At 66.0% G+C, this 24,719-nt stretch carries 21 protein-coding genes; 12 read left to right on the forward strand and 9 right to left on the reverse strand.

The window, feature by feature from the left end:
- Positions 1-79: 79 nt before the first annotated feature.
- The 5 genes from LGN19_RS30310 to LGN19_RS30330 all read left to right on the forward strand — a co-directional run bounded on the left by LGN19_RS30310 (position 80) and on the right by LGN19_RS30330 (position 4,862).
- Positions 80-742 carry an OmpA family protein gene (locus LGN19_RS30310; RefSeq protein ID WP_122947974.1) on the forward strand — a complete coding sequence of 221 codons (663 nt, stop codon included), beginning with the start codon at positions 80-82 and terminating at the stop codon, positions 740-742.
- A 404-nt stretch (positions 743-1,146) separates the two neighbouring features.
- Positions 1,147-2,292 carry a DUF2827 domain-containing protein gene (locus LGN19_RS30315; protein WP_226218829.1) on the forward strand — a complete coding sequence of 382 codons (1,146 nt, stop codon included), beginning with the start codon at positions 1,147-1,149 and terminating at the stop codon, positions 2,290-2,292.
- 14 nt (positions 2,293-2,306) lie between these two features.
- Positions 2,307-3,461: a DUF2827 domain-containing protein gene (locus LGN19_RS30320; RefSeq protein ID WP_226218831.1), complete on the forward strand. Its 1,155-nt coding sequence runs from the start codon at positions 2,307-2,309 to the stop codon at positions 3,459-3,461.
- Positions 3,458-3,694, forward strand: coding sequence for a hypothetical protein (locus tag LGN19_RS30325; RefSeq protein WP_226218833.1), 237 nt, complete (start codon positions 3,458-3,460; stop codon positions 3,692-3,694). Before LGN19_RS30320 ends, LGN19_RS30325 begins: the two co-directional genes overlap by 4 nt.
- A gap of 31 nt (positions 3,695-3,725) precedes the next feature.
- Positions 3,726-4,862 carry a DUF2827 family protein gene (locus LGN19_RS30330; RefSeq protein WP_122947978.1) on the forward strand — a complete coding sequence of 379 codons (1,137 nt, stop codon included), beginning with the start codon at positions 3,726-3,728 and terminating at the stop codon, positions 4,860-4,862.
- 340 nt (positions 4,863-5,202) lie between these two features.
- Here the strand turns inward: LGN19_RS30330 and LGN19_RS30335 are convergent, their stop codons facing one another.
- From LGN19_RS30335 to LGN19_RS30345, 3 genes are all read right to left on the reverse strand, one after another.
- Positions 5,203-5,619 carry a hypothetical protein gene (locus tag LGN19_RS30335; protein ID WP_226218834.1) on the reverse strand — a complete coding sequence of 139 codons (417 nt, stop codon included), beginning with the start codon at positions 5,617-5,619 and terminating at the stop codon, positions 5,203-5,205.
- A 93-nt stretch (positions 5,620-5,712) separates the two neighbouring features.
- Positions 5,713-6,516: an EAL domain-containing protein gene (locus LGN19_RS30340; protein WP_174962951.1), complete on the reverse strand. Its 804-nt coding sequence runs from the start codon at positions 6,514-6,516 to the stop codon at positions 5,713-5,715.
- A gap of 786 nt (positions 6,517-7,302) precedes the next feature.
- Complete coding sequence (locus tag LGN19_RS30345) at positions 7,303-8,445, reverse strand: DUF2827 domain-containing protein (RefSeq protein WP_122947980.1); 1,143 nt, start codon at positions 8,443-8,445, stop codon at positions 7,303-7,305.
- Between the two features lie 285 nt (positions 8,446-8,730).
- Between LGN19_RS30345 and LGN19_RS30350 the strand changes: the two genes are divergently transcribed.
- From LGN19_RS30350 to LGN19_RS30360, 3 genes are all read left to right on the forward strand, one after another.
- Complete coding sequence (locus LGN19_RS30350; RefSeq protein ID WP_174962940.1) at positions 8,731-8,883, forward strand: hypothetical protein; 153 nt, start codon at positions 8,731-8,733, stop codon at positions 8,881-8,883.
- Positions 8,880-10,202: a galactosyl transferase GMA12/MNN10 domain protein gene (locus tag LGN19_RS30355; RefSeq protein WP_226218836.1), complete on the forward strand. Its 1,323-nt coding sequence runs from the start codon at positions 8,880-8,882 to the stop codon at positions 10,200-10,202. The genes LGN19_RS30350 and LGN19_RS30355 overlap by 4 nt, the downstream gene beginning before the upstream one ends.
- Positions 10,203-10,459: 257 nt before the next feature.
- Positions 10,460-11,158, forward strand: a complete 699-nt coding sequence (locus LGN19_RS30360) for a class I SAM-dependent methyltransferase (RefSeq protein WP_226218838.1) — start codon at positions 10,460-10,462, stop codon at positions 11,156-11,158.
- A gap of 223 nt (positions 11,159-11,381) precedes the next feature.
- Here LGN19_RS30360 and LGN19_RS30365 read toward each other — a convergent pair whose 3' ends face one another.
- From LGN19_RS30365 to LGN19_RS30385, 5 genes are all read right to left on the reverse strand, one after another.
- Positions 11,382-13,496 carry a phosphocholine-specific phospholipase C gene (locus LGN19_RS30365; protein ID WP_226218840.1) on the reverse strand — a complete coding sequence of 705 codons (2,115 nt, stop codon included), beginning with the start codon at positions 13,494-13,496 and terminating at the stop codon, positions 11,382-11,384.
- A gap of 584 nt (positions 13,497-14,080) precedes the next feature.
- Positions 14,081-16,078 carry an acetyl/propionyl/methylcrotonyl-CoA carboxylase subunit alpha gene (locus LGN19_RS30370; RefSeq protein ID WP_226218841.1) on the reverse strand — a complete coding sequence of 666 codons (1,998 nt, stop codon included), beginning with the start codon at positions 16,076-16,078 and terminating at the stop codon, positions 14,081-14,083.
- Between the two features lie 45 nt (positions 16,079-16,123).
- Positions 16,124-16,909: an enoyl-CoA hydratase/isomerase family protein gene (locus LGN19_RS30375; RefSeq protein ID WP_226218843.1), complete on the reverse strand. Its 786-nt coding sequence runs from the start codon at positions 16,907-16,909 to the stop codon at positions 16,124-16,126.
- A 19-nt stretch (positions 16,910-16,928) separates the two neighbouring features.
- Complete coding sequence (locus tag LGN19_RS30380; protein ID WP_226218844.1) at positions 16,929-18,536, reverse strand: carboxyl transferase domain-containing protein; 1,608 nt, start codon at positions 18,534-18,536, stop codon at positions 16,929-16,931.
- Positions 18,537-18,567: 31 nt separating this feature from the next.
- Positions 18,568-19,749 (reverse strand): isovaleryl-CoA dehydrogenase, encoded by a 1,182-nt coding sequence (locus tag LGN19_RS30385; RefSeq protein ID WP_121860417.1) that lies wholly within the window; start codon positions 19,747-19,749, stop codon positions 18,568-18,570.
- A gap of 170 nt (positions 19,750-19,919) precedes the next feature.
- Here LGN19_RS30385 and LGN19_RS30390 point away from each other — a divergent pair, with 170 nt between their 5' ends.
- Positions 19,920-20,666, forward strand: a complete 747-nt coding sequence (locus LGN19_RS30390) for a TetR/AcrR family transcriptional regulator (protein WP_226218846.1) — start codon at positions 19,920-19,922, stop codon at positions 20,664-20,666.
- A 64-nt stretch (positions 20,667-20,730) separates the two neighbouring features.
- On the opposite strand, the gene LGN19_RS30395 is transcribed toward LGN19_RS30390, so the two are convergent.
- Positions 20,731-21,219 (reverse strand): MarR family winged helix-turn-helix transcriptional regulator, encoded by a 489-nt coding sequence (locus LGN19_RS30395; protein ID WP_122947986.1) that lies wholly within the window; start codon positions 21,217-21,219, stop codon positions 20,731-20,733.
- A 198-nt stretch (positions 21,220-21,417) separates the two neighbouring features.
- Here LGN19_RS30395 and LGN19_RS30400 point away from each other — a divergent pair, with 198 nt between their 5' ends.
- Genes LGN19_RS30400 through LGN19_RS30410 form a run of 3 tightly spaced genes read left to right on the forward strand, consistent with a single transcriptional unit; the run spans position 21,418 to position 24,569 of the window.
- Complete coding sequence (locus tag LGN19_RS30400) at positions 21,418-22,497, forward strand: Rieske 2Fe-2S domain-containing protein (protein WP_226218952.1); 1,080 nt, start codon at positions 21,418-21,420, stop codon at positions 22,495-22,497.
- Entirely contained in the window at positions 22,494-23,459 is a 966-nt protein-coding gene (locus tag LGN19_RS30405; protein ID WP_226218847.1) for a PDR/VanB family oxidoreductase, read from the forward strand. The genes LGN19_RS30400 and LGN19_RS30405 overlap by 4 nt, the downstream gene beginning before the upstream one ends.
- Before the next feature lie 48 nt (positions 23,460-23,507).
- On the forward strand, positions 23,508-24,569 hold the full coding sequence (locus LGN19_RS30410) for an aromatic ring-hydroxylating dioxygenase subunit alpha (protein WP_226218849.1): 1,062 nt from the start codon (positions 23,508-23,510) through the stop codon (positions 24,567-24,569).
- The last annotated feature ends 150 nt before the right edge of the window (positions 24,570-24,719 follow it).

The following is a 24,719-nucleotide window of genomic DNA, read 5'->3' on the forward strand; positions in this document are numbered from 1 at the left end:
CGGCGGCCCCGACGGCCAGACGAGCCCGCCGCGCAAACCGTGGCGGGCTTCAGTCAACCCAAGCATTGAGGATGTAACCGTGAACAAACTCGCTCTTGCGCTCGCGCTTTCCGCAACGGCCCTCGCCGCGTGCTCGACCGCATCCGGCCCGACCTTCAGCGCCTCCGAACTGCAGCCGCGCGACGGCGTGCGCACCTTCCAGGTGGACTGCCACGGCCTGCTGTCGGGCCCGCAGACCTGCATGAAGGCCGCCCGCAAGATTTGCGGCGAAGAGCCCGTGCGCGCACTCGACTCGGCCCGCGCGCTGCGCGACAAATCCGATCCCGCGACGCTCGTGTTCCAGTGCGGCGCCGCGCCGGCCGAAGCAGCGTCGGCCGCCACGCCGGCGGCTGCCGTCGTCGAACAGGTCAATCTGTCGGGCGACGCGCTGTTCGCGACCGACCACGCGACGCTCGCCCCGACCGCGCGCGAATCGCTCGACCGTTTGCTGAGCGAGCGCGCGGACCACACGTACTCGCAGGTGAGCGTCACCGGCTTCACCGATTCGGTGGGCAGCGACGACTACAACCTCGCGCTGTCGAAGCGCCGCGCCGAATCCGTCGCGGCATACCTGAAAGCGCACGGCCTGAAGACCGACTCGCTGACGGTCTCGGGCCGCGGCAAGGCCGATCCGGTCGCGTCCAACGAAACGCCGGAAGGCCGCGCCAGCAACCGCCGCGTCGAAATCCGCCTGCAGCACTGAGCGCACCGCCGCCGCACGCGGCGCCCCGCTTCGGCAGGCCGCCTGCGCCGCGCCGGACCGGCACCTGACCGCCGCCGGACCACCCGGGCGCCGCTTCGCCGGCGCCCCGCTCCCGTTGGCCGGCGGCTATGTCAAAGTTCGTCAGGTCCCTCCACAAACCGGCGGTTTCCATGCCACAATCGCCGCAGACAGTCGCCGGGGCTGCCTGCCCGAATCGCGCGCCGTGCCAGGCGTGCCCGACGACACGCCGGAATCCGGCTGCCGCCCCCGCGATCCACGTCACACGATTCGCCTGCCGCGGCGCACCGGCGCGAATCCACTCATGACAATCCACGGCGCGCCGCTTCCAGGCCAGGCGCTCGACGCCACGCCCGGACGCACGACGCCGCAGAGGAAACCAACCGGTGACGGACATCAATGAAGCCGCCTCGGGCGGCACTCGCAAGCAACGGCCGGCCGTCGGCATCTCGCTGTTTGCGCGCGACGGCCAGGCGATCTGGGAAAACGGCATACACCAGAACATCGCGTTCCTCGCGATGATGCTCAAGCGCTCGGATCGCGTCGGCCCCGTCTACTTCCTGAACGGCGGCGACGCCAACGCACTGCCGGCCGGCCTCGAACTCGACGGCCTCGACATCCCGCTCGTCAAGCCCGCCGACGTCACGCACGAACTCGACGTCGTGATCGAAATGGGCGCACAGCTGCCGGTCGAATGGCTCAGGCACATGAAGGCGCTCGGCAAGAAAATCGCCGCGTTCTTCTGCGGGCACGTGTACGCCGGCCTGTGCGAAACCCCGATCTTCGGCAAACCGTCGGGACACGTCTTCAACGGTGCGCCGTTCGACGAAGTGTGGTTGCTGCCGCAATACGACAAGACGGCCGCGCCGATGCTGCAGACCATCCTGCGTGCGCCGGTCCACCTGATGCCGCACATCTGGTCGCCGTACTTCCTCGAGCGCCGCATCGCCGCGCTCGCCGCGGAAGGCGCGACGTTCGGCTATCGGCCCGGCCGCCGCCCGTGGCAACTGGCCATGCTCGAGCCGAACATCTCGGTCGCCAAGTCCTGCCACTACCCGATGCTCGCGTGCGACGAGTTCTATCGCGCGCGTCCTGACGCGGTCCAGCACATGTTCGTCGTGAACTCGCTGCACATGAAGGAGCATCCGACCTTCGTGCACTTCGCGAACAGCCTCGATCTCGTGCGCCAGCACAAGGCGACCTTCGAGCCGCGCCTCGACCTGCCGGGCTTCATGGCGCGCCACGCGGATGCGGTCGTGTCGCACCACTGGGAAAACGGGCAGAACTATCTGTATTACGACGTGCTGTACGGCGGCTATCCGCTGATCCACAACTCGACGCTGATCGGCGACGCCGGCTATTACTACCCGGACTTCGATTCCGCCGCGGGCGGCCGTGCGCTGCTCGAAGCGTGGCTGCATCACGACGAACGCCTCGACGACTACCGCTCGAAGGCCGGCCGGCTGCTGCAGTCGGTCTCGATCGACAACCCCGCGAACCTCGACGCGTTCGTCTCGCGTCTGGTCGCCTGAACCGGAGAATACGCATGTCGGACTCCAATGCCCGTCAAGCGCCCGGCGAGGGCAAGCGTCTCGTCGTCGGCGTGTCGCTGTTCGTGCGCGGCGCCGGCCAGTCGCTGTGGGAAAACGGCATCTTCCAGAACTGCCTGCTGCTGATCCTGCTGCTGCGCCAGTCGCCGCTCGTCGCGGAAGCGGTGATGGTGAACGGCGGCGAGCAGATCGCCGATCCACAGATGATGCTCGGCGAATGGGACGTGCCGCTGCTGTCGATGGACGAAGCGATGCAGCGCTGCGACGTGCTGATCGAAATGAGTGCGCAGTTCGGCGCGGACTACCTGCGCGCGTTCCGCGAGCGCGGCGGCAAGGTCGTCACGATGCGAGTCGGCAACGACTACGTGATCGACATCGAACGCGCGATGTTCGACAAGCCGTCGGGCTTCCTGTTCTCGGGCGCGCCATACGATGCGGTGTGGACGATTCCCGAATTCGAGCGCTCGTGCCTGCACTATTACCAGACGGGCCTGCGCGCGCCCGTCACGATCGTCCCGCACATCTGGCACCCGATGCTGTTCGACAAGGCCCGCGCGACGCTCGGCGCAGGCTGGTCGTTCGGCTATCAGCCGGGCAAGCCGCGCTGGCGCGTGGCGATGTTCGAGCCGAACATCTGCATGGTGAAGACGAGCGTCATCCCGATGCTGGTGACGGAGGAAGCGTATCGCGCGAAGCCTGATTTCCTCGAGTTCGTGCGTGTGTGCAACACGCTGCACCTGAAGGAACATGCGACGTTCGTCCACTTCGCGAAGAGCCTCGACATCGTGAACCACGGGATCACGACGTTCGAAAGCCGCTACGCGGTGTACGAATTCATGGCGGCCTACGGCGATGCGGTGGTGTCGCACACGTGGGAAAACGCGCAGAACTACGTGTACTACGAGCTGCTGTACGGCGACTACCCGCTGATCCACAACTCGCCGTTCCTCGGCAAGGCCGGGTATTTCTATCCGGACTTCGACTGCCAGGCCGGCGGCCGCGCGCTGCTGCAGGCGTTCGCCGAACACGACGCGAACCTCGAAGCGTACCGCGAGCAATCGAAGCACGTGCTCAGCTCGGTCAGCATTTACAACCCCGAGAACGTCGCCGCTTATACGGACGCGATCACCACCCTCTATCGCGACGCATGACGCGGCCGCCCTTTGCGGACGCCGACATAACCGCACGCCTGCCCGTCGCCCGCGCGACATGGCCGATCGGCGGCGACGTCGCGCCGATCGCGATCGGTGCGCACGCGCAATCCATCGGCACGTCGGCCGACACGCTGCTCAGCGACGCTGCAATGGGGCTCGAGCCGCTCGACGCCGGCCAGTGGCGCCTGACCGGCTACGCGCCGTCCACATCGCCGAGCGGCACGCCGTAATCCGCGCATCGTCCGCACCACGGAGCAACTGATGAAACTCAATGTCGCGATAACGATGAACGTGCAGCGCGATGCGACGCAGTCGATCTGGTACAACGGCGCGAACCAGCACTGCGTGTACCTGTACATGCTGCTGAAGCAGTCGCCGCTGATCGGCGAGGTCTGGCTCACGCACGACAACGGCATCACCGAGTATCCGCAGGCGCTGATGATGGACGCGTTCGGCGACGCGCTGCGGCCGTTGTCGGCCGTCATCCACCAGACCGACCTGCTGATCGAGATGAATGCGTTCATCGATCCGACCCACACGGAGGTCGTGCGCCAGCGCGGCGGCAAGTGCGTGTCGTACCGCTTCGGCAACGACTACGTGATCGCGGTCGAGACGATCAACTTCGAGAAGAACGACTGGCGCCCGAACCCGCACCGCGTGCAGTTCGACGAGATCTGGACCAACCCGCAGCACATGCACACGTGCGCGGCCTACTTCCAGGCCGTCTATCGCGCGCCGGTGATCGAGCTGCCGCACATCTGGTCGCCGTATTTCATCGAGCGCAGCCTCGACGCCGATCCTGAACTGAAAGCGCGCTTCGGCTATCGCAACCATGGCCCCGCGAAGCGCATCGCGTTCTTCGAGCCGAACCTGAACGTCGTGAAGAGTTCGATCGTGCCGATGCTCGCCGCGAACGCGTGCTACGTCGAGCACCCCGAACTCGTCGAACACGTGTACATGACCAACACGTTCGACAAGAAGGAAAACGTCGCCTTCAAGCATCTCGCGCTCGGGCTCGAAATGGTGCGCGACGGCAAGGCGACCGCCGACGTGCGTGCGCCGTTCGTCGCGTGGGCCGCGCATCACACCGACATCGTCGTGTCCCACCACTGGGAAAACGGCCTCAACTACCTGCTGTACGACGCGCTGTACGGCAACTACCCGCTCGTGCACAACTCGCCGTTCCTGCGCGACGTCGGCTACTACTATCCGGACTTCGAGATCTTCGATGCGGCACGTGCGATCGCGACCGCCGCGCAGACCCACGACGCGCGGCTCGACGACTACGCAGCGGCGGCCCGCCGCTGCCTGCACCAGGTCGACACGCTCGCCGAGCACAACGTCCACGCGTATTCCGCGCAGATCCAGCGGCTGTTCGCCGGCCGCGCGCTCGGCTGACCGCCTTCGTCCACGCGACCGCCCGTGAATCTGGCCGTCCGCGATTTCGTCGTAATCGATTCGATCCGCGGTCGTTCGTCATCGACCGGCACTGTGCAGTTCTGGCCGAGGCGCCGATCGAGACCGGCCGGCCGCCCATCCAGGGCGAACTCGACGCGATCCTGCGGGTGATTGACGGCGCGACCACGCGGTCGAGCACGCAATAGCGTGCGTGCTCGGCGGATTCGGGAGGGAGGGATCGATCGATTGGCCTGAAGTCCGGGTCGCTTTGCGCAGACGATGACGACGCGCGCGGCGCCCATCGCGCCGTGCCAGCGCCCGTGACCGGCGTGAACAGGCGCTAGACCAGTACCCGATCGCCGCTCTGCGCGGCGAACACACGGCCGTGCCACCGCCCCGTCCGCGCAAGCACGGCGAAGCAATGCGCCGCCAGCCGGCTGGCGCCGCCGGATTGCTTGACGAGGCTGTCGGCGACGCCACGCGCGATCGCCGACTCTTCACCGCACGCACCCGCGATGACGCCCGCGTAATAGTGTCGCGCCGCCAGCTCGCGGCTACCGGCGTCGAGCGGCTTCATTCGCTGAATGCGACGCGCGATGGCCTTCAGGCCGTCGAGATACGGCGCGACGTCGATCGGCACGTCGGTCGATTCGGCGCCCAGTTGCCACAGCATGTCGGCCAGCTCGGCGATCGCGACAAGGTCGCGCGCACCGGCCGCCTGCGTGCCCGTTCCGCCTCCGGCCTTCGTCCCCGCCATGCCCACGCCCCTTTGCGATTCGTTCCGGCGACACGCCGGCCATGCCCGACACCGGCGCGCATCATGCACGCCACCGCGCCTGTTCCCGCGCCGTCACGCGGCGGCCGGCGACCGCCATGAAAAACGGATGCCCTGCGCCCACGCGACGCCGGCATCCACGATGATCTGCCGGTCAACCTCGCTTTCCACGCCTTCTACGACGACGTGCCGCGCGCCCTCATGCGCGAACGCGATCAGCCTGCGGAACTGGTAGCGCCCGATCGCGTTGCGCTTGATCATCGACAGGATCGACCGGTCGAGCTTCACGATGTCGGGATTGCCGACCACCAGGTTGTTCAATGCACTGAAACCGACCCCGAAATCGTCGATCGCGATACGGCACCCGGCCTGCCGGAAGCGGTTCACGAACGAACGGCCCGCGACGGGATTCAGCGGCCCCGTCTCCGTGATCTCGACCACCAGCCGCGCCGCGACCGACGGCTCGCGCTCGAGCCGCCTGAAGATGGCCAGCCACGCGTCATCGACAACCGCGCTTGCCGCCGCCACATTGCAACCGTAGACGGCAGCCGGATCGGCACGCAGCGCGTCGATCGTCCGGCCAACTACGAGCCGGTCGAACCACCGCATCAGCCCGAGCGCCTCGAGGCGCGGCAGGAACGCGAGCGGCGGCAGCGCCTCGCGCTCGCCCCACCGCAATCGCGCCAGGCATTCCTGATACAGCACACCACCCGACAGGTCGGCCCGGCACACGGGCTCTTGCGCGAACCCGAGCCTGCTTTCCACGAAACTGCGTACCGACGCAAGGTCGGGATGATCGTCGGGCGCGCCGAAGACGAGATCGATTTCGTCACGATTCGCTTCCCGATTCGCCACCAGGCGAGCTTCGACCGCATTCATCCGGCGCTCCGGCAAATGGCGAGCCGCCGCGAGCGGCTCGACCTCAAGAAACATGCGGAGCAAGCCGATCATGACGCGCTCCGCCGCCTACCCGGCCCATCCTGTTATGTCGATCTTTTCCGGGAGCGTACTTTTCGCTTCGGCGCGCCGTCAAATTCGATATTTTCAACGATATTCAGTTACTGGAAATACACCATGCCCGCGCGATCCCGACTGTGCGACAGACCACACAAATGCGAATTACCAAACCCCGATCCCGATGTCGTTTATTTGTTCGATCTAAACAACCTTACCCGAATCGATTCTCCCGCATTTTGCATGCCTCGCAAATCAGGAAATTTTCAATTGATCCGATAAATACCGGCCCGGGAAGCACCGCACTCGCTCGCCGCCAGGCCCACCGCGACGGCCAGCCGCCCGGCCTGCCCTGCGCTGAAAATCGTCCGCCGCACGTCATTCGATCATCGCAGCATTCAATTTTCTCGTTTCAAACGAATTATTAAATTTCTAAACAGAATCGAGCAGCCATGAATCAATAATATCAATTTAAATCATATGATGATTATCGATCGAAACATTTTTAACAATCTTAAAGACTTGTTAACCTCTAAAATGATTTCTGACGGACTTCCCTCGGAGCCGTCAAATTCGTGCCTTCAAAAACCGTCGAACCGATCGGGTTCGGCGGTTTCTTTTTTAACGGCATTATTTCGTCAGACATGAGGGCGGGACAATCCCGATGGCGGGATTCGGCGCAACGGTATGCGCCGCGCGAAAAATCGGGCCTTATGCGGCCGATGCGCCGACCAGGTTCGCGAGCAGCGCGTCGTATTCGGCGACGAGTGCCGGATTCGCCGACGTATAGCGGCCGAGGATCTCGCGCTGGCGCCGCGTGTACGCTTCCCAGTCGTCATCGTGCGTGTGCAGCGCGCGCAACAGCGCATCGGCGCCCTGCTGCACGTCGTTGTCCGGATAGTAGTAGCCGAGATCGGGCGCGAGGCTCGCGTTGTGCACGAGCGGATAGCCCTGCCAGCACACGTCGAAATAGAAATAGTTGAGCGGGTTCGACCACTGATGCGACACGACGATATCGGTCAGGTCGGCCAGGAACAGCGGCGTATCGAAGCGCCCGACGAAGCTCGCCTTGCCCGCGCGCACGATGTCCAGGTAGTTCATCAGCATCACGAACTCGGGGCTGTCGTGCGCGAGGCGGTCGGCGTTCGTCACGTGCGTGAAGCAGATCGCGTCGGGATCGCGACGATACGCTTCGTCGATGATCAGCATCGGATACACGCAGAACTTCACGACGTTGTGGTTCGGCTCCATCACCGTCAGCCGCTTGCCGGGCTCGCTGCGCGGCCGGTATTCGCCGCGCTCGGGCAGCGACTGCGCGCGCGCGCTCAGGAACATCGGATCCCACACGAACGGCACGACGCGCCCCGGGCAGCGGCGCAGCGACTGCAGGAACGGCAGCGACGACGGCGCGATCTGCGGAATCGCCCATACCTCGTCGTAGCCGCGGTTGATGAACAGCGAATCCCACAGCCGGCGGCCGAACAGCATCGATTCCATCGCGTTGATGTACTCGACGCCGCAGCAGTAGCTGACGAGCTTCGCGCCGCGTGCCTTCAGGTAAGCCGTCTGCTCGCCGTCGATCTGCCCGCCGAGCTCGATCACCACGTCGAGCGCATCCTTCACGTCGGCGAACGCACGCGTGTCGTACACGCTGCGATCCCACGGCAGCGCATCGGTGAGCGGCACATCGGTGGTGTTGACCAGCGTCACGCGGTAACCGTGCGACGACGCCATCAGCAGCTTCGCGAGAAACAGCGCGTTCTGCTTGATGCCGTTGATCCACAGGCTTTCGTCAGGGGCACGCAGTCCGATCGTGATACCGATGCGCAGACCGTTCAGGACAGGGGACGTCATCGTCGGCGGGATGGAAGGATGGATGGGGATGGAATGGACGCAGTGTAGCGCGCGAAACGCCGACCGCGTCAAGCAGCGCACGCCGGCGGCAACCCGGCATTCTAGCGGAGCGCCGGCCGCACACTGTCAGGGATGGTCAGCGCGCGGCCGGCGCCTGCGAATCCGCGAGACGGTTGTGCGATACTCCGGCGACCGGCCGCGCTACCGGGTTGCCGGGCGGTATCGGCATCCAGGGCGGGCAGAAAACGACCTTGCAGCAACGCTGCTGAAACAATGGCTGACAGAATGGAACGCGACGTCGCGCAAGTCTTCCGGGCAATCCATCTTGAACAGGGGCGGCACGCGCAGGAAAGCGTGCCGGGCCGCGATGCCGCGCGAAAACACGCCACGCCCGGCGCCCGCCGCCATCCGCTGCGCGGCCTTCGGAGCGCGCGATGATCGTCCTCAGCCATTTCTGTCACGACGCGCCCGCCAGCCTCGAAAATCACCGGCAGTACGCACGCGCGCACGGCTATCGTCACGCGTTCGTCGATGCCTCCGCGATGCCGCAGGCGCTGCCGTTGCGGCCGCTCTATCGTTACGAATCACTGCTCCACGTGCTGCGCGGCGCGCAGCCCGACGAACTCGTGCTGCTGCTCAGCGAAGACGCGGCGATCATCGAGCCCGTCGCGCTCGATCGCCTGATGAGCGGCCGCGACATGCTGTTCGTCGATGCGTTCGCGTCCCCGCTGCCGCAGGTCGACGTACAGATCTGGCGCAATACGGCAGCCGTTCGGGCGATCGTGATGCGGCTCGTGCAGCGCTGCAGGCTCGGCGGTGAACCGCGGCTGACCTCGGAAGCCGCGTTGTTCGCGGAACTCGACACGCATCGCTACATGACGCCGATCGACGGGCTGTATCCGGTCATGCCGACCAGCCCCGATCTCGATCCGATGTGGGGCCGCGAACCGACGTTCGCGATCAGCATCGACGACACGCCGCACGATCCCGAACGCAAAGGCACGACGGCCCGTTTCCGCGACACGCTCGTCGCGTACGTCAATCGATGCCGCGCCGCCGGCCGGCCACTGTTCTCGTTCGATCACGACACCGCCGACACGCCCGACGAAGCCGCCGAGCGCAGCACCTTCAATCCGGGCCGCCCGATCGCGTTGATGATGCTCTACACGCCGAACATCGGCAGCTATGCGCGCATCGCCGAACGGAATGTCCGGCGCTACTGCGACGCACACGGCTACACGCTCTACGTGCATCGCGACATTCCCGCCGAGATCGGCCTGAACGCGACCGGCAACTGGTTCAAGCCGTGGCTGCTGCATGCGTACCTGCAGCATCATGAATGGGTCGTGTGGATCGACGCCGACGTGCTGATCGCGGATCAGCAGCAAGCGCTGGAGCCGCTGCTCGAAGGGCGCGACTGGCTGCTCGCGCACGACATCGGCCAGTGGGCGTTCAACTCCGGGGTGATGGCGTTCCGGCGCACCGCGCGCAACGATTCGATGCTGCGCGACATGATGACGACGATCGCCGCGCTGCACGACCGGTCGAGCGTCTATGCGAGCGACGGCGACCAGGTGCAATTCATTCGCGCGATGGAGCGTGACGGGCAACTGGCAGGCGAAGGCGTGGCCGATCTCGTCCGCGTCAACACGCCCTGGCTGTTTCGTCGCGCGGACAGCTATATCGTGCATTACTACGGCATGTGGTCTGCGATGCGGGCGCTGATGATGGCGCACGACGACGGGCTGCTGCACTAGCGCCTTCGTCTGGAGCGGCTGACGCCGACCGGATGTGGGTCCCATACGGTTTGTGGCATGTCGGGAAAAGAGCGCGCAATGCAGTGCGGTGGGGCCTCGAACCGTTGATCGCGGCGTTTGCGTCGTCGTCCGGAATCGGGCGACGGCGCGCGATCGATGCCCGGTTGGTTGCCGGCGACGGCAAACCGACGTCGAATACGTGGATCCGCTACACGACTGCGATTCATTTCTCAAACCAGCCTTAACGGGAGATCAGCTTGGAACAGATCGGATATTCGTGGCCAACCTTCGATCAGCTCACTCAGCATCTGGTCAAGTCAATCAACCCGAACAGGATTCTGGACATCGGAGCCGGTGGCGGGAAATACGGGCGCTTGCTCAAAAAGGTCGTGCCGGATTGTCATTTCACGGCGCTGGAATGCGATGAGGAGACGCATCCCTTCCTGATCGAGAACGGCTACGACGACATCATCTCCGGGGTCAGCGACACGCTTTATGAACGATCCGGCGACTCGTACGATACGGTCATTCTGGGCGATGTCATTGAACACATGCGTCACTCGCACGGTCGCGATTTGCTGGAGTTTCTGAACTATCGATCGCGATACATCATCATCTCGACCCCCGAGTGCATGCCGATGAGCGGGGCGTCGTATTTCGAAAGCCACAACTCCGTATGGCGGCCCGATTCGTTCATGTGGCACGATTTCTGGGCGCATCAGCAATGCGGGATCATGCACTTCTATGTGCTCAGAGGGCACCTCGACTGGAACGCGAAGGGTCTCGATTCGCTGGTGAACTCCGCAAATTCGTCGAATCTGTTCAATACGCGCGCCAACAACGAACAGGAGGCCGCCAATGAAAAATTCCTCCAGCCCGTCAACCTGACGCTCCATGACTACCGGTACAAGGAAAAACTCGACGGCGACCAATATGCAATATTTCGCCCGATTTGATTGCGCGATCGCGATTCAATCCGGAATCCATGCGTCTTGCTTGCGCGACGAATGAAAAAGGCGCCACCCGGCGCCTTTTTCACGACTGACGAAACGCTCGCGGCGTCAGAAACCGCGCGCTCCCCCGTGAAAGCACCCCATCGACCCATCCTCGATGCGCCGCGAGTGTGCCGTCATGCCCGCCTCACGTGCCGGCAAGCGGCCGGCACGCGCGAAGGTGCCGTCAGATCGCCGCGATCGTCGGCGCGACCGCAGCCGGGTCGGTGACGCTGGCCTTGCCGGTCTCGACGTGCCCCGCGATGCGGCGCGTCCAGCCCGCGTTCCCTGCCACGACGAATTGCAGGTCGTACCAGTGGCTGCTGCACGACAGGTCCCAGTGCGCTTCGACGCGCTGCCCGGCAGGAACCGTCAGCGTGCGCGCTGCGCCGCCATATGCGACATCGGTCGCCGTGACCGTGAGCGTGCCGGTGCCCGCGTTGGCGATCGTCACGTACACGTCGCCGTTGGCGGTGTCGTAGCACGGCGTGATTTCAGGCTTCGCGCCGGCATCCGCCGCGGCCGATCCGGCGAAGCGCCGGAAATAGCCGTTCGGCCCCCACACGCTCACCAGGTAGTTGCCGTTCGCGTCGAGCGCCCACGTATCGGTCAGCTGCTTGCCCGCTTCGACCGTATAGCGGCGCGGCATCGCGGTCGGGTCGCCCGTATAGACCCAGAAGTGTGCGCCCTGCGTGCCGGTGTTCGCGAACGTCAGCGCGTAGCCCTGCGCCTGGAGCTGGCCCGTCACGTGCAGTTCGTACGGCAGCGCGCGCGCCGGCCGCGTGCCGGCCTCCTGTGCCGTCACGACCTGCTGCGCGGTGCTGGCCGGCGCGGTCTGCGACGACGCGCGCGAACATTGCAGGTCCGCCTGCGCGACATACGCCTGCGTGCTCGGCAGGGTCGGCAGCGTGGCATCCGATTTCGAGAAGTCGAGCGCCGACGTCAGGTCGCCGCAGATCGCGCGACGCCACGGCGAGATATTCGTTTCCATCACGCCGAAGCGCTTCTCGATGAATTGCAGCACCGACGTGTGATCGAAGACCTGCGAGCACACGAAGCCGCCCTTCGACCACGGCGACACCACGAACATCGGCACGCGCGGGCCGAGGCCGTACGGCAGGTTGTCGGCCGTGTACGTGCCCGTCTGCGTCGAGGTCACGACGTTGTGCCGCTCGAGCGACACATCCACCGTGCTCATGCCGGAGCCCGGCAGCGTCGGGGCCGACGGCGGCACGACGTGATCGAAGAAGCCGTCGTTCTCGTCGTACATGACGAGCAGGACGGTCTTGCTCCAGATGTCCGGATTCGACGTCAGCGCATCGAGAATCGTCGACAGGTAGTACGCGCCGTAGAGCGGCGTGAACTTCGGATGCTCCGAATACGCGGCGGGCGGCAGCAGCCACGATACCTGCGGCAGCGCGTTCGCCTGCACGTCGGCCTTCAGTTGCGTGATCGGGCGCGTGCTCATGCCGCGCGTCTGCAGCGACGAGCCGGCCGGCGCATTCACGAAGTTGTTGAAACACGCCAGCATGTTCGTGCCGTAGTTGCCGGTGAAGTTGTCGAATCCGGTGCCCTGCTGGTAGATCTGCCACGAGATGCCCGCTTTCTCGAGGCGCTCCGGGTAGGTCGTCCAGCTGAAGGGCGGCAACTGGATCTTGTCGAACTGGTTGTCGATGTAGTCGGTGTTGTCGAGCAGCGGGCCGCCGCCCGTGCCGAGCGGGTCGACCATGCCCGTCATCAGGTACATGCGATTCGGGTGCGTGTTGCCCGGGATCGAGCAGAAGTAGTTGTCGCACACCGTGAACGCATCCGCGAGTGCGTAATGGAACGGGATGTCGTCGCGGACGTGGTAGCCCATCGTCATGTTCGACTTCTGCACCGCCCATTGGTCCGCGCGGCCGTTGTCGATCGCGCCGTGCGTCGTCGCCCACGTATGCGGCAGGCCGCCGATGCACTGCGCGTTGACGCCCGGGTTGGTCGTGTCGTAGCGGAACGGCGCGATCACGCTCGTCTTGTCTTCCTGCCGCGGCTGGAACCACACCGGCTTGCCGTTCGGCAGCGTGACCGGGAAGCGGTCGTTGTAGCCGCGCACGCCGCTCAGGTGACCGAGGTAGTGGTCGAACGAACGGTTCTCCTGCATGAACACGACGATGTGTTGCACATCCTGGATCGTGCCCGTGACGGAATTCGGCTCGATCGCCAGCGCCTTGCGGATCGATTCGGGCAGCAGTGCGGTGGCGGCGGTCGCGCCGGCGAGGCCGGCGGAGAACTTCAGAAAGTCGCGTCGCGAATGGGTGGCCATGCTGGTTGCTCTTGATTGGATTTCTGGTGGAAACAGCCGGGATCAGGAAGCGGGCGAGGAAGCAGGTGCGGTGAATCCGGGCGGGCAGTGCATCTGCGCGGTGGCAACCACGCCGCCGCCGCAGGCGGCCTTCTGCTGCGCGACGGGAGCGGCGGGTGCCGTCACGTCGTCGTTACAGGCACCGAGGAGTGCTGTCAGCGCGATCAGACCAACGACCGCGAAAGGCCGTAGGGCCGAGTTTCGCATAACGTCTCTCCGTGGATGTGATGACGTGACACAGGCGCGGGTGCGCACCGGTCATATCAACGGCGAGATGCTAATTACCACGTGTTACACAATGGTGTCGTGTGGCGGCGAAGACCGGTATGCACGCGGCAGACGCGCGTGATGCGATGGAATGTGTGGCGCTGCGGATCATCAGCGCCAGCGCGTGCGTAATTCAATCGAAAGCTTCGCACTGCTGCGGCTTGTCGTGGGGGGCGATGCGGCGCTGTCGCAACCGCGCGCCTGCGATGCATCGCGAGGCGGTTTGAGCGGGCCGGCAGCCGCTGCAGCCGGCCCGCTCACAGCGAAACAGGCGACGCTCAGCCTTCCGCCATCATCAGCAACTGCGCGCCATCCGACACCTGGTCGCCGACGCCGTACAGCACTTCCGCGACGACGCCCGCGCTCGGTGCGCCGATCGTGTGCTCCATCTTCATCGCTTCCATCACGATCAGCGGCGTGCCTGCTTCGACCTTCTGGCCAGGCTCGACCAGCACCGCGATCACCTTGCCGGGCATCGGCGCAGTCAGGCGGCCACCGCCCTGCTCCGCATCACCCGCATGCGCAAGCACGTTGCGCCATTCGAACGTCTCGGCCGTGCCCTGCGTGAACACGTGGAAGTTGTCGCCGTCCGCATACACGCGGCCGCTGCTGCGCACACCGCCGAGCGTCACGTCGAAATCGAACGGCGTGGCGCCACGCGTCCACGCGAACGGTTGCGCGGCGGCGTCGCCGGTCGCGAGGCGCGCAACCGCGCCGTCGTCCTCGTACGTGACCGTCACGTCCGCTTCGCGCTCGGCCGCATGCCATTCCAGCGTGCGGCGATAGCCGCCGTTCAGTCGCCAGTCCGGCAGCGCGCCCCACGGCGACGACCCCTGCGCGGCCGCGCCGCGTTCGCGTGCGAGCAGCGCCGCGCACGCAAGCGCCAGCATCGCGCGCGGCGGCTGTTGCGGCGCGAACAGCGCGTCGTGGTTGCGCTCGATCAGGCCGGTATCCAGATCGGCCGTCGCGAACGGTGCGCACGCAACGATCCGCTGCAGGAACGCGGCGTTCGTGTGCAGGCCGACCACCTCGCACGCACGCAGTGCGCGCAGCATCAGGCTCAGCGCTTCCGCACGATCCGCACCGTGGACGATCAGCTTCGCGATCATCGGATCGTAGAACGGCGTGATCGAATCGCCTTCGCGCACGCCGCTGTCGACGCGCACCGACGCCCCGATCGCGAACTCGACGCCTGCCGGCAGCCGCAGGTGCTTCAGCGTACCCGTCGACGGCAGGAAGCCGCGCGCCGGGTTCTCCGCATACAGGCGCGCCTCGAGTGCATGGCCCTGCACGCGCAGTTCGTCCTGCTTCAGCGGCAGCGGCTCGCCGGATGCGACGCGCAATTGCCATTCGACGAGATCGAGCCCCGTGACCATCTCGGTGACCGGATGCTCGACCTGCAGGCGCGTGTTCATTTCCATGAAGTAGAACGCGTCGCCCGTCATGATGAATTCGACGGTGCCCGCGCCGACATAGCCGACCGCACGCGCGGCCGCGACGGCCGCCTCGCCCATCGCGCGGCGCACGTCGTCCGGCAGGCCCGGCGCCGGCGCTTCTTCCAGCACCTTCTGGTGACGGCGCTGCACCGAGCAGTCGCGGTCGAACAGGTACACGGTATTGCCGTGCGTGTCGCCGAACACCTGCACCTCGACGTGGCGCGGGCGCGTCAGGTATTTCTCGATCAGCACGCGATCGTTGCCGAAGCTGCTGGCGGCTTCGCGCTGGCACGATGCAAGCGCGGCCGGGAAATCGTCGGAGCGCTCGACCACGCGCATCCCCTTGCCGCCGCCGCCCGCGCTGGCCTTCAGCAGCACCGGATAGCCGATCCCGTCGGCTTCGCGATGCAGGTTGGCCGCGACCTGGTCGTCGCCGTGATAACCGGGCACGAGCGGCACGGCGGCCGCATGCATCAGCGCCTTCGCGGCGGCCTTCGAACCCATCGCCGCGATCGCGTCGACCGGCGGCCCGATGAAGACGATGCCGGCCGCTTCGCACGCATGCGCGAAATCTTCGTTTTCCGACAGAAAGCCGTAGCCGGGGTGGATCGCCTGCGCGCCGGTGGCGCGCGCGGCTTCGATGATGCGCTCGATGCGCAGGTAGCTGTCGGCCGCGGCCGAGCCGCCGATGTGCACGGCCTCGTCGCACGCGGCCACGTGTTTCGCGTTCGCGTCCGCGTCGGAATAGACGGCGACGCTCGCAATCCCGAGACGTTTGCACGTCGCGGCAACGCGGCACGCGATTTCGCCTCGGTTGGCGATCAGAATCTTGTCGAACATGGCTTCGGTGTCGTCCGGAAAGAGGGGGTCACGCGCGCTGCGCGATCATTCACGCCACGACGGCGTGCGCTTTTCGAGGAAGGACGCAATCCCTTCGCGCGCTTCCGCGCCGGCGCGGGTTCGCGCGATCCAGTCGGCGGTCTGCTCGATCAGCGTCGCGTCGAGCGGCCGGCCGGCCACATCGGCGACGAGCCGCTTGCACGCCTTCACCGCGTCGGGACCGTTCGCGACGAGCGTCGCGGCCAGCTTCGCGACCGTTTCGTCGAGCGCGTCGGCCGGCACCGCGTCGTGAACGAAACCGAGCGACGCCGCGCGCGCGCTGTCGAACACCTCGGCCGTCGTGAAGTAGCGCCGCGCCGCGCGCTCGCCCATCGCACGCACCACGTATGGCGCGATCGTCGCCGGGATCAGCCCGAGCCGCGCTTCCGACAGGCAGAACTTCACGCCGTCGGCGGCGATCGCGATGTCGGCCGCCGCTACCAGGCCGACGCCGCCCGCATACGCGTCGCCATGCACGCGCGCGATTACCGGCTTGCCGCAGCGATGGATCGCCTCGAGCATCCGCGCCAGCTTGCGCGCATCGGCACGGTTCTCGTCGTCCGAGTAACCGGCCATCTTCTTCATCCAGTTCAGGTCCGCGCCCGCGCAGAACGCCGCGCCTTCCGCGGCGAGCACGATCGCGCGCACACCTTCGTGCGCGTCGAGCCATTCGAACGCCGTGGTCAGCTCGGCGATCGTCGTCTCGTTGAACGCATTGCGCACGTCGGGACGCGCGAGCGTGACGGTCGCCACGCGGCCGGCTTCACTTACCTTGATCGTTTCGTATCGCATCGTTCAGCCCTCCCGGCCGTTACATGCGGAACACGCCGAAGCGCGTGTCTTCGATCGGCGCGTTCATCGACGCGGCGAGGCCGAGACCCAGCACGTCACGTGTCTGCGCGGGGTCGATCACGCCGTCGTCCCACAGCCGCGCGCTCGCGTAATACGGATGGCCCTGGCGCTCGTACTGGTCGCGGATCGGCTGCTTGAACGCATCCTCTTCCTCGGCGGACCACGAACCACCCTTCGCCTCGATGCCGTCGCGACGCACCGTCGCGAGCACCGACGCAGCCTGCTCGCCGCCCATCACGGAAATGCGTGCGTTCGGCCACATCCACAGGAAGCGCGGGCCGAATGCGCGGCCGCACATCCCGTAGTTGCCGGCGCCGAACGAGCCGCCGATGATCACCGTGAACTTCGGCACCTTCGCATTCGACACGGCCGTCACCATCTTCGCGCCGTGCCGCGCGATGCCTTCGTTCTCGTACTTGCGGCCGACCATGAAGCCCGTGATGTTCTGCAGGAACACCAGCGGAATCTTGCGCTGGCAGCACAGCTCGATGAAATGCGCACCCTTCACGGCCGATTCGGAGAACAGGATGCCGTTGTTCGCGACGATCCCGACCGGATGGCCCCAGATATGTGCGAAGCCCGTGACGAGGGTCGTGCCGTAGCGCGCCTTGAATTCGTCGAACTCGGAATCGTCGACGATGCGCGCAATCACTTCGCGCACGTCGAACGGCTTGCGCGTATCGACCGGAATCACGCCGTACAGGCTCTTTGCGTCGTAGCGCGGCGGCTTCGGCTCGCGCAGCGCCACCGGCGATGCGATCTTCGGTGCGAGATGATCGACGATGTTGCGCGCGATCGACAGCGCATGCGCATCGTTCTGCGCGAGATGGTCGGCCACGCCCGACAGGCGCGTATGCACGTCGCCGCCGCCGAGATCCTCGGCGCTCACTTCCTCGCCGGTCGCGGCCTTCACGAGCGGCGGCCCGCCCAGGAAAATCGTGCCCTGTTCCTTCACGATGATCGACTCGTCGCTCATCGCCGGCACGTACGCGCCGCCCGCCGTGCACGAGCCCATCACGACGGCGATCTGCGCGATCCCCGCGGCCGACATCGTCGCCTGGTTGAAGAAGATGCGGCCGAAGTGGTCGCGATCGGGAAACACGTCGTCCTGGTTCGGCAGGTTCGCGCCGCCCGAATCGACGAGGTACACGCACGGCAGCCGGTTTTCCGCGGCGATCTCCTGCGCGCGCACGTGCTTCTTCACGGTGACCGGGTAGTAGGTGCCGCCCTTGACCGTCGCGTCGTTGCACACGATCACGCACTCGCGGCCGGCGATCCGGCCGATCCCGGTGATGACGCCCGCGCCCGGCGCGTCGTCGTTGTACATGCCGTTCGCCGCGAGCTGCGAGAACTCGAGGAACGGCGCGCCCGGATCGAGCAGTTGCGCGATACGGTCGCGCGGCAGCAGCTTGCCGCGCGACAGGTGCTTGTCGCGCGCGGCCTGGCCGCCGCCTTGCGCGAGCTGTTCGATCTTCGCGCGCAGGTCGGCGACGACCGCCTCGAGCGCGGCGGCATTCGTTCGGAAATCTTCCGAGCGCGGGTTCAGTTTCGATTCGATGATCGGCATCGACGGGGCTCCGTTCGCGTGACGTGGGGCGTTACATCGTTTCCGCGAACAGCTCGCGGCCGATCAGCATCCGGCGGATCTCGCTCGTGCCGGCGCCGATTTCGTACAGCTTCGCATCGCGCCACAGGCGTCCGACCGGGTATTCGTTGATGTAGCCGTTGCCGCCGAGGATCTGGATCGCCTCGCCGGCCATCCACGTCGCCTTCTCGGCCGTGTAGAGGATCACGCCCGCGCAGTCCTTGCGCACCTGGCGGATGTGGTCGCTGCCGGCCGAATCGAGGTGGCGGCCGACCGCATACAGGTATGCGCGGCATGCCTGGAACGTGGTGTACATGTCGGCGACCTTGCCCTGGATCAGCTGGAATTCGCCGATCGCCTGGCCGAACTGCTTGCGGTCGTGGATATACGGCACCACCGCATCGAGGCACGCGGCCATGATGCCCGTCGGGCCACCCGACAGCACCGCGCGCTCGTAGTCGAGGCCGCTCATCAGCACCTTCACGCCGCCGTTGAGCTGGCCGAGGATGTTTTCTTCCGGCACTTCGACGTCCTGGAACACCAGCTCGCCCGTGTGCGAGCCGCGCATGCCGAGCTTGTCGAGCTTCTGCGCAACCGAGAAGCCCTTCATCCCCTTCTCGACGATGAACGCGGTGATGCCGCGCGAGTTGGCTTCGACGTCCGTCTTCGCGTAGACGACGAGCGTGTCGCAGTCGGGGCCGTTGGTGATCCACATCTTCGTGCCGTTCAGCACGTAGCGATCGCCGCGCTTGTCGGCGCGCAGCTTCATGCTGACGACGTCGGAGCCGGCGTTCGGCTCGCTCATCGCGAGCGCGCCGATGTGTTCGCCCGACACGAGCTTCGGCAGGTATTTCTGTTTCTGTGCTTCGGTGCCGTTGCGGTGGATCTGGTTCACGCACAGGTTCGAGTGCGCGCCGTACGACAGGCCGATCGACGCCGATGCACGCGAGATCTCCTCCATCGCGACCATGTGCGCGGTGTAGCCCATGTTCGAGCCGCCGTATTCCTCGGCCACGGTCATGCCGAGCACGCCGAGATCGCCGAACTTCTTCCACAGATCCATCGGAAACTGGTCGGTGCGGTCGACCTCAGCCGCGCGCGGCGTGATTTCCTTCGCCGCGAACGTCGCGACGGCGTCGCGCAGCATCTCGATGTCTTCACCGAGCATGAATTGCACACCGGGCAGGTTGATCATGTCTCCTCCGTCTCCAGAAAGTGTGTGGCACCCACCGATTTCTGAGTTTCGCTCAAATCGAATGAATGCACCGATTCATTGACCAATACAGCGTAAATTTTGCACAGTTTCGCGCCTCGTCGGGTTCGGCGTCAATAGTTTTTTGAGTGCCACTCAGATATCATGCCGAGATGACAGCCGCTACCGCCGACACCATGACCGCCACCGCCAAAGCCGACCGCGCCGACACGTCGCGCGCGCCCGCCGGGCGCAAATCCCAGCAACGCGTGCAGGACATTCTGCGCGCCGGCCGGGAAGTGTTCGCCGAAAAAGGTTACGAGCATGCGACGGCCGCCGAGATCGCGCAGCGCGTGGGCGTCTCGGAGGCGACGGTGTTCAGCTACTTCCGCGGCAAGCGCGAGCTGTGCGCGCGCGTCATCGCGGATTGGTACGACGAAAACATCGCCGCATTCGAGGAAGGGATGCCGCAGGACGCGTCGGTCCAGCAGCAGTTCGCGTTCATCGTGCGCACCCACCTGCGGCTGATGCTGGTGAACGGCACGGGCCTGTGCGCGCTGGTGCTGTCGGAAGGGCGCGCGAAGCAGCATGCGCTGAGCGACGAGCTCACCGCGCTGCAGCGCCGCTACACCGCGCCGCTGATGGACGTGCTCGCGCGTGGCCAGGCGGCCGGGCAGGTGCGCACCGACCTGCCGCTGAGCCTGCTGCGCTCGATGGTGTTCGGGCCGATCGAGCACGTGCTGTGGGATGCGATCCTCGGGCACCGCAAGCTCGATACGGAAACGACGGCCACCCAGCTCGTCGACATGCTGTGGGCGGCCGTGCAGCCGCCGGCGCCGGAACAGGCGGCGCTCGTGCGCTTCAGGAACGAAGTGGCGGAAGCCGTGCGGCGGCTGGAAGGCGACAGCACGCGCGGGTGACGCGCGGCGGGCAGCGCGCCCGCCGCCTCATCGCCGCTTCGTCACCGTCGCGGGGGCGGGGGCGCTACGACTCGTCGCCGACGCGCAGCGGCGCGCGGCTCTGCTCGTTGTTCAAATGGACGAACTTGCGCAACAGGCGCACCAGTTCCTGCGAATCGTCCTCTCCCATTCCGTCGAACAGGCCGGCACGCAGCTCCTTCACCGACGGAATCAGATGCGTGAGCAGTTCGACGCCCGCCGGCGTCAGCAGCAAGCGGCGCTGGCGCCGCGGCAGCACCTCGCGCACGATCAATCCTTTCGCTTCGAGCCGCACCGCGAGATCCGCGGTCGTCGACGTGTCGAGCGCGACCCGCTGCGCGAGCGTCACCTGATCGAGCCCCGGGCACTCGTACAGCATCCGCAGGACCGCGTACTGCACCGGCGTCACGTCCCGGCCCAGCTTCTCGTAGAACATCGCAACCGCGATCTGGTGTGCGCGCCGGATCAGGTGCCCGGGCTCGTCGTACAGATCGAGCGGGAAAACCGGCTGGTCGGCGGGATTCGTTTTTTCCATGAATAGTCGATGACATAAGCGGCGCGCGCCGGTTGCGCGCGCCGACGGCATGGCGCTGCCTCGCGCCATTTCCCGGGAAAACCAGTATACCGCCCGCCTTGCTCCAGCCAATCTCAATGAGTACACTGAATCTCATTCAGTACACGGAATGAAGAGATGCCGCGTACCGGCGGCATTGACCTGACGGAGACGACGAACGTGTTTCTCAAGAATGCTTGGTACGTGGCGTGCACGCCGGATGAAATCGACGGCAAGCCGCTGGGCCGCAAGATCTGCAACGAGTCGATGGTGTTTTACCGCGCGGCGGATGGCCGGGTCGCCGCGCTCGAGGACTTCTGCCCGCACCGCGGTGCACCGCTGTCGCTGGGATTCGTGCGCGACGGCGTACTCGTGTGCGGCTATCACGGGCTGGAAATGGGCTGCAACGGCAAGGCGGCCGGCATGCCGGGCCAGCGTGTCGGCGGCTTCCCGCCGATTCGCAGCTTCCCGGTGGTCGAGCGCTACGGATTCATCTGGGTCTGGCCCGGCGATGCGTCGGAAGCCGATCCCGCCAAACTGCCCGCGCTGGCGTGGGCCGAGGATCCGGCCTGGGCCCACGGCGGCGGCCTGTATCACATCCGCTGCGACTACCGGCTGATGATCGACAACCTGATGGATCTCACGCACGAAACCTATGTCCATGCGACGAGCATCGGCCAGAAGGAAATCGACGAAGCACCGCCGAAGACCACCAGCCACGGCGACGAAGTCGTCACGAGCCGCTTCATGGAAAACGTGATGCCGCCGCCGTTCTGGCAGATGGGGCTGCGCGGCAACGGGCTGGCCGACGACGTGCCAGTCGATCGCTGGCAGATCTGCCGCTTCACGCCGCCGAGCCACGTGATGATCGAAGTCGGTGTCGCGCATGCGGGCCACGGCGGCTACGACGCGCCGGCCGGACTGAAGGCGTCGTCGATCGTCGTCGATTTCATCACGCCCGAGACAGATACCTCGATCTGGTACTTCTGGGGGATGGCGCGCAACTTCCGGCCCGACGATCACGCACTGACCGCCGAGATCCGCGAAGGCCAGGGCAAGATCTTCGCCGAGGATCTCGAGATGCTCGAGCGCCAGCAGCTCAACCTGGAGAAGTGGCCCGATCGCAAGCTGCTCAAGCTCAACATCGACGCCGGCGGCGTGCTGTCGCGCAAGGTGATCGAGCGGCTGCTCGCCGACGAGCACGCGTCGAGCCCGTCGCGGCCCGTGATTCCGGTCGCGCAGATCAAGGAGGCGTCATGAGCGCCGCGACGCTGACGGTCCGGGTAGCCCGTAAGTGGCAGGAAGCACGCGACATCTGCGGCTTCGAATTCGTCAGCGATGACGGTTCGCCGCTGCCGCGCTTCGATGCCGGCGCCCATATCGACGTGCATCTGCCGGGCGGCCTCGTGCGCCAGTATTCGCTGTGCAACCACCCGGAGCACGGCGATCGCTATCAGATCGCGGTGCTGCGCGATGCCGACGGTCGCGGCGGGTCGCGTGCCATTCACGACGAAGTGCGGCAAGGCGATACCGTGCGGATCGGCGTGCCGCGCAATCAGTTTCCGCTCGCCACCGACGCGCCGCACCACCTGCTGCTCGCAGGCGGGATCGGCGTCACGCCGATCCTCAGCATGGCGGAACGGCTGTTCTCGTCCGGCATGCCGTTCGACCTGCATTACTGCGCGCGCTCGACCGACCGCATGGCGTTCGTCGAGCGGATCAACGCAGCCGGGTTCCATGACCGCGCCCGCTTCCACGTCGACGACGGCGACCCCGCGCAACGCTTCGACCTGGCCGCCGTGCTCGCCGCGGCGTCCGACGGCACGCACCTGTACGTATGCGGGCCGCGCGGTTTCATGGATGCGGTGCTGAACGCCGCGCGCGAGCGCGGCTGGGCCGAAACGCGACTGCACTACGAGTTCTTCGGCGGTGCGATTGCGTCGTCCGGCTCGGACCGCGCGTTCCAGGTCCGGATCGCGAGCAGCGGCAAGGTGATCGACGTGCCGGCCGAATGCACGGTCATCGCGGCGCTGGCCGCGAACGGCGTCGACGTGCTGACGTCGTGCGAGCAAGGCGTGTGCGGCACCTGCGCGACGCGCGTGCTGCAAGGCGAGCCCGATCATCGCGATTCGTATCTGACCGAACAGGAACAGGCGGCCGGCGACCAGTTCATGCCGTGCTGTTCGCGGTCGCGCAGCGACCTGCTGGTACTCGATCTGTAGACGGACCGCCCGACTCGAGGCGGCCAACCACAATACTGGAGACGATCAATGGAGCAACATGCCCGGCCATCAATCAATACTGCTAAATTCCCGGTCGACCGATGGTGGGTCGCCGCGCTGTCATCCGAACTGACGGACAAACCCGTCGCCCGCACGCTGCTCGGCCATCCGATCGTCCTGTTCCGGTTGCCGTCCGGGGAAGTCGGTGCGCTGGAGGATCGCTGCTGCCACAAGTCGCTGCCGCTGTCGTGCGGCTCGCTCGAAACGCGCGGCCTGCGCTGCGGCTATCACGGCCTGCTGTTCGACCGCGGCGGCGCATGCGTGGAGATTCCTGGGCAGGACCGGATTCCGGCCAAGGCGTGCGTGTCGTCGTACCCGGTGCAGGAGCAGGACGCGATCGTGTGGATCTGGATCGGCGCCGACGCGCACACTCGACCGACCTGCGCGCCGCCGCGCTACGCGTTCCACGGGGATCCGCAATACCGGTTCGGCGGCGGCAACTACCACTACGACGCACCGTATCAACTGATTCACGACAACCTGATGGACCTGAGCCACCTCGGCTATGTCCATCTGAACACGATCGGCGGCAACGCGCCGCTGCACATGGGTGCGGAAACCCGCGTCAGCAGCGACGGCGACACGGTGACACTGGTTCGCCGGATGCCGGATTCCGTTCCGCCGCCGACCTACACCGCCGCATGGCCGTTCGACGCCCGCGTCGATCGCTGGCAGGAAATCGAGTTCCACGTGTCGCACATCCGGATCTGGACCGGCGCGATGGACGCCGGCACCGGCGACCTGCACGATCCGGCGCGTGGCGGCTTTCACATGCGCGGCTTCCACGGCATCACGCCCGAGACGGAAACCACGACGCACTACTTCTGGACCGTCGCGACCAATCCGCAACACGACGTCGAGCGCGTCGCGCAAACGGTCATCGAGCAATCCGCGGCGACGTTCGACGAGGACAAGACCGTGATCGAAGCGCAATACCGGAATCAGTTGCGTTTTCCGGACGGTCGCCAGCTCGACATTCACGTCGACGCGGGCCCCAATCGCGCGCGGCGCGTGATCGAACGACTGCTGCTGCAACCCGAACCCGCGTAAGCATCGGGCCGGCGCACCAGCGGCGCCTGCCGGCCGCGGCGGGTGTTCCCCGGGGATGCCCGTCATCCCGCGCATTCGCTTTCGTCCCATTCGCTACCGTCGGCTTCGATGCCATTCCATTTGATTAGTCATACTATTTTATGAAGGATC

The sequence above is a fragment of the Burkholderia sp. AU30198 genome, from assembly GCF_020419825.1.
Classification (GTDB): domain Bacteria; phylum Pseudomonadota; class Gammaproteobacteria; order Burkholderiales; family Burkholderiaceae; genus Burkholderia.

Coding starts and splice junctions, on each gene's coding strand:
- LGN19_RS30320 (WP_226218831.1), top strand. CDS start 2,307: ATGTCGGACTCCAATGCCCGTCAAGCGCCCGGCGAGGGCAAGCGTCTC.
- LGN19_RS30325 (WP_226218833.1), top strand. CDS start 3,458: ATGACGCGGCCGCCCTTTGCGGACGCCGACATAACCGCACGCCTGCCC.
- LGN19_RS30330 (WP_122947978.1), top strand. CDS start 3,726: ATGAAACTCAATGTCGCGATAACGATGAACGTGCAGCGCGATGCGACG.
- LGN19_RS30335 (WP_226218834.1), bottom strand. CDS start 5,619: ATGGCGGGGACGAAGGCCGGAGGCGGAACGGGCACGCAGGCGGCCGGT.
- LGN19_RS30340 (WP_174962951.1), bottom strand. CDS start 6,516: ATGAATGCGGTCGAAGCTCGCCTGGTGGCGAATCGGGAAGCGAATCGT.
- LGN19_RS30345 (WP_122947980.1), bottom strand. CDS start 8,445: ATGACGTCCCCTGTCCTGAACGGTCTGCGCATCGGTATCACGATCGGA.
- LGN19_RS30350 (WP_174962940.1), top strand. CDS start 8,731: ATGGAACGCGACGTCGCGCAAGTCTTCCGGGCAATCCATCTTGAACAG.
- LGN19_RS30355 (WP_226218836.1), top strand. CDS start 8,880: ATGATCGTCCTCAGCCATTTCTGTCACGACGCGCCCGCCAGCCTCGAA.
- LGN19_RS30365 (WP_226218840.1), bottom strand. CDS start 13,496: ATGGCCACCCATTCGCGACGCGACTTTCTGAAGTTCTCCGCCGGCCTC.
- LGN19_RS30370 (WP_226218841.1), bottom strand. CDS start 16,078: ATGTTCGACAAGATTCTGATCGCCAACCGAGGCGAAATCGCGTGCCGC.
- LGN19_RS30375 (WP_226218843.1), bottom strand. CDS start 16,909: ATGCGATACGAAACGATCAAGGTAAGTGAAGCCGGCCGCGTGGCGACC.
- LGN19_RS30380 (WP_226218844.1), bottom strand. CDS start 18,536: ATGCCGATCATCGAATCGAAACTGAACCCGCGCTCGGAAGATTTCCGA.
- LGN19_RS30385 (WP_121860417.1), bottom strand. CDS start 19,749: ATGATCAACCTGCCCGGTGTGCAATTCATGCTCGGTGAAGACATCGAG.
- LGN19_RS30390 (WP_226218846.1), top strand. CDS start 19,920: ATGACAGCCGCTACCGCCGACACCATGACCGCCACCGCCAAAGCCGAC.
- LGN19_RS30395 (WP_122947986.1), bottom strand. CDS start 21,219: ATGGAAAAAACGAATCCCGCCGACCAGCCGGTTTTCCCGCTCGATCTG.
- LGN19_RS30405 (WP_226218847.1), top strand. CDS start 22,494: ATGAGCGCCGCGACGCTGACGGTCCGGGTAGCCCGTAAGTGGCAGGAA.
- LGN19_RS30410 (WP_226218849.1), top strand. CDS start 23,508: ATGGAGCAACATGCCCGGCCATCAATCAATACTGCTAAATTCCCGGTC.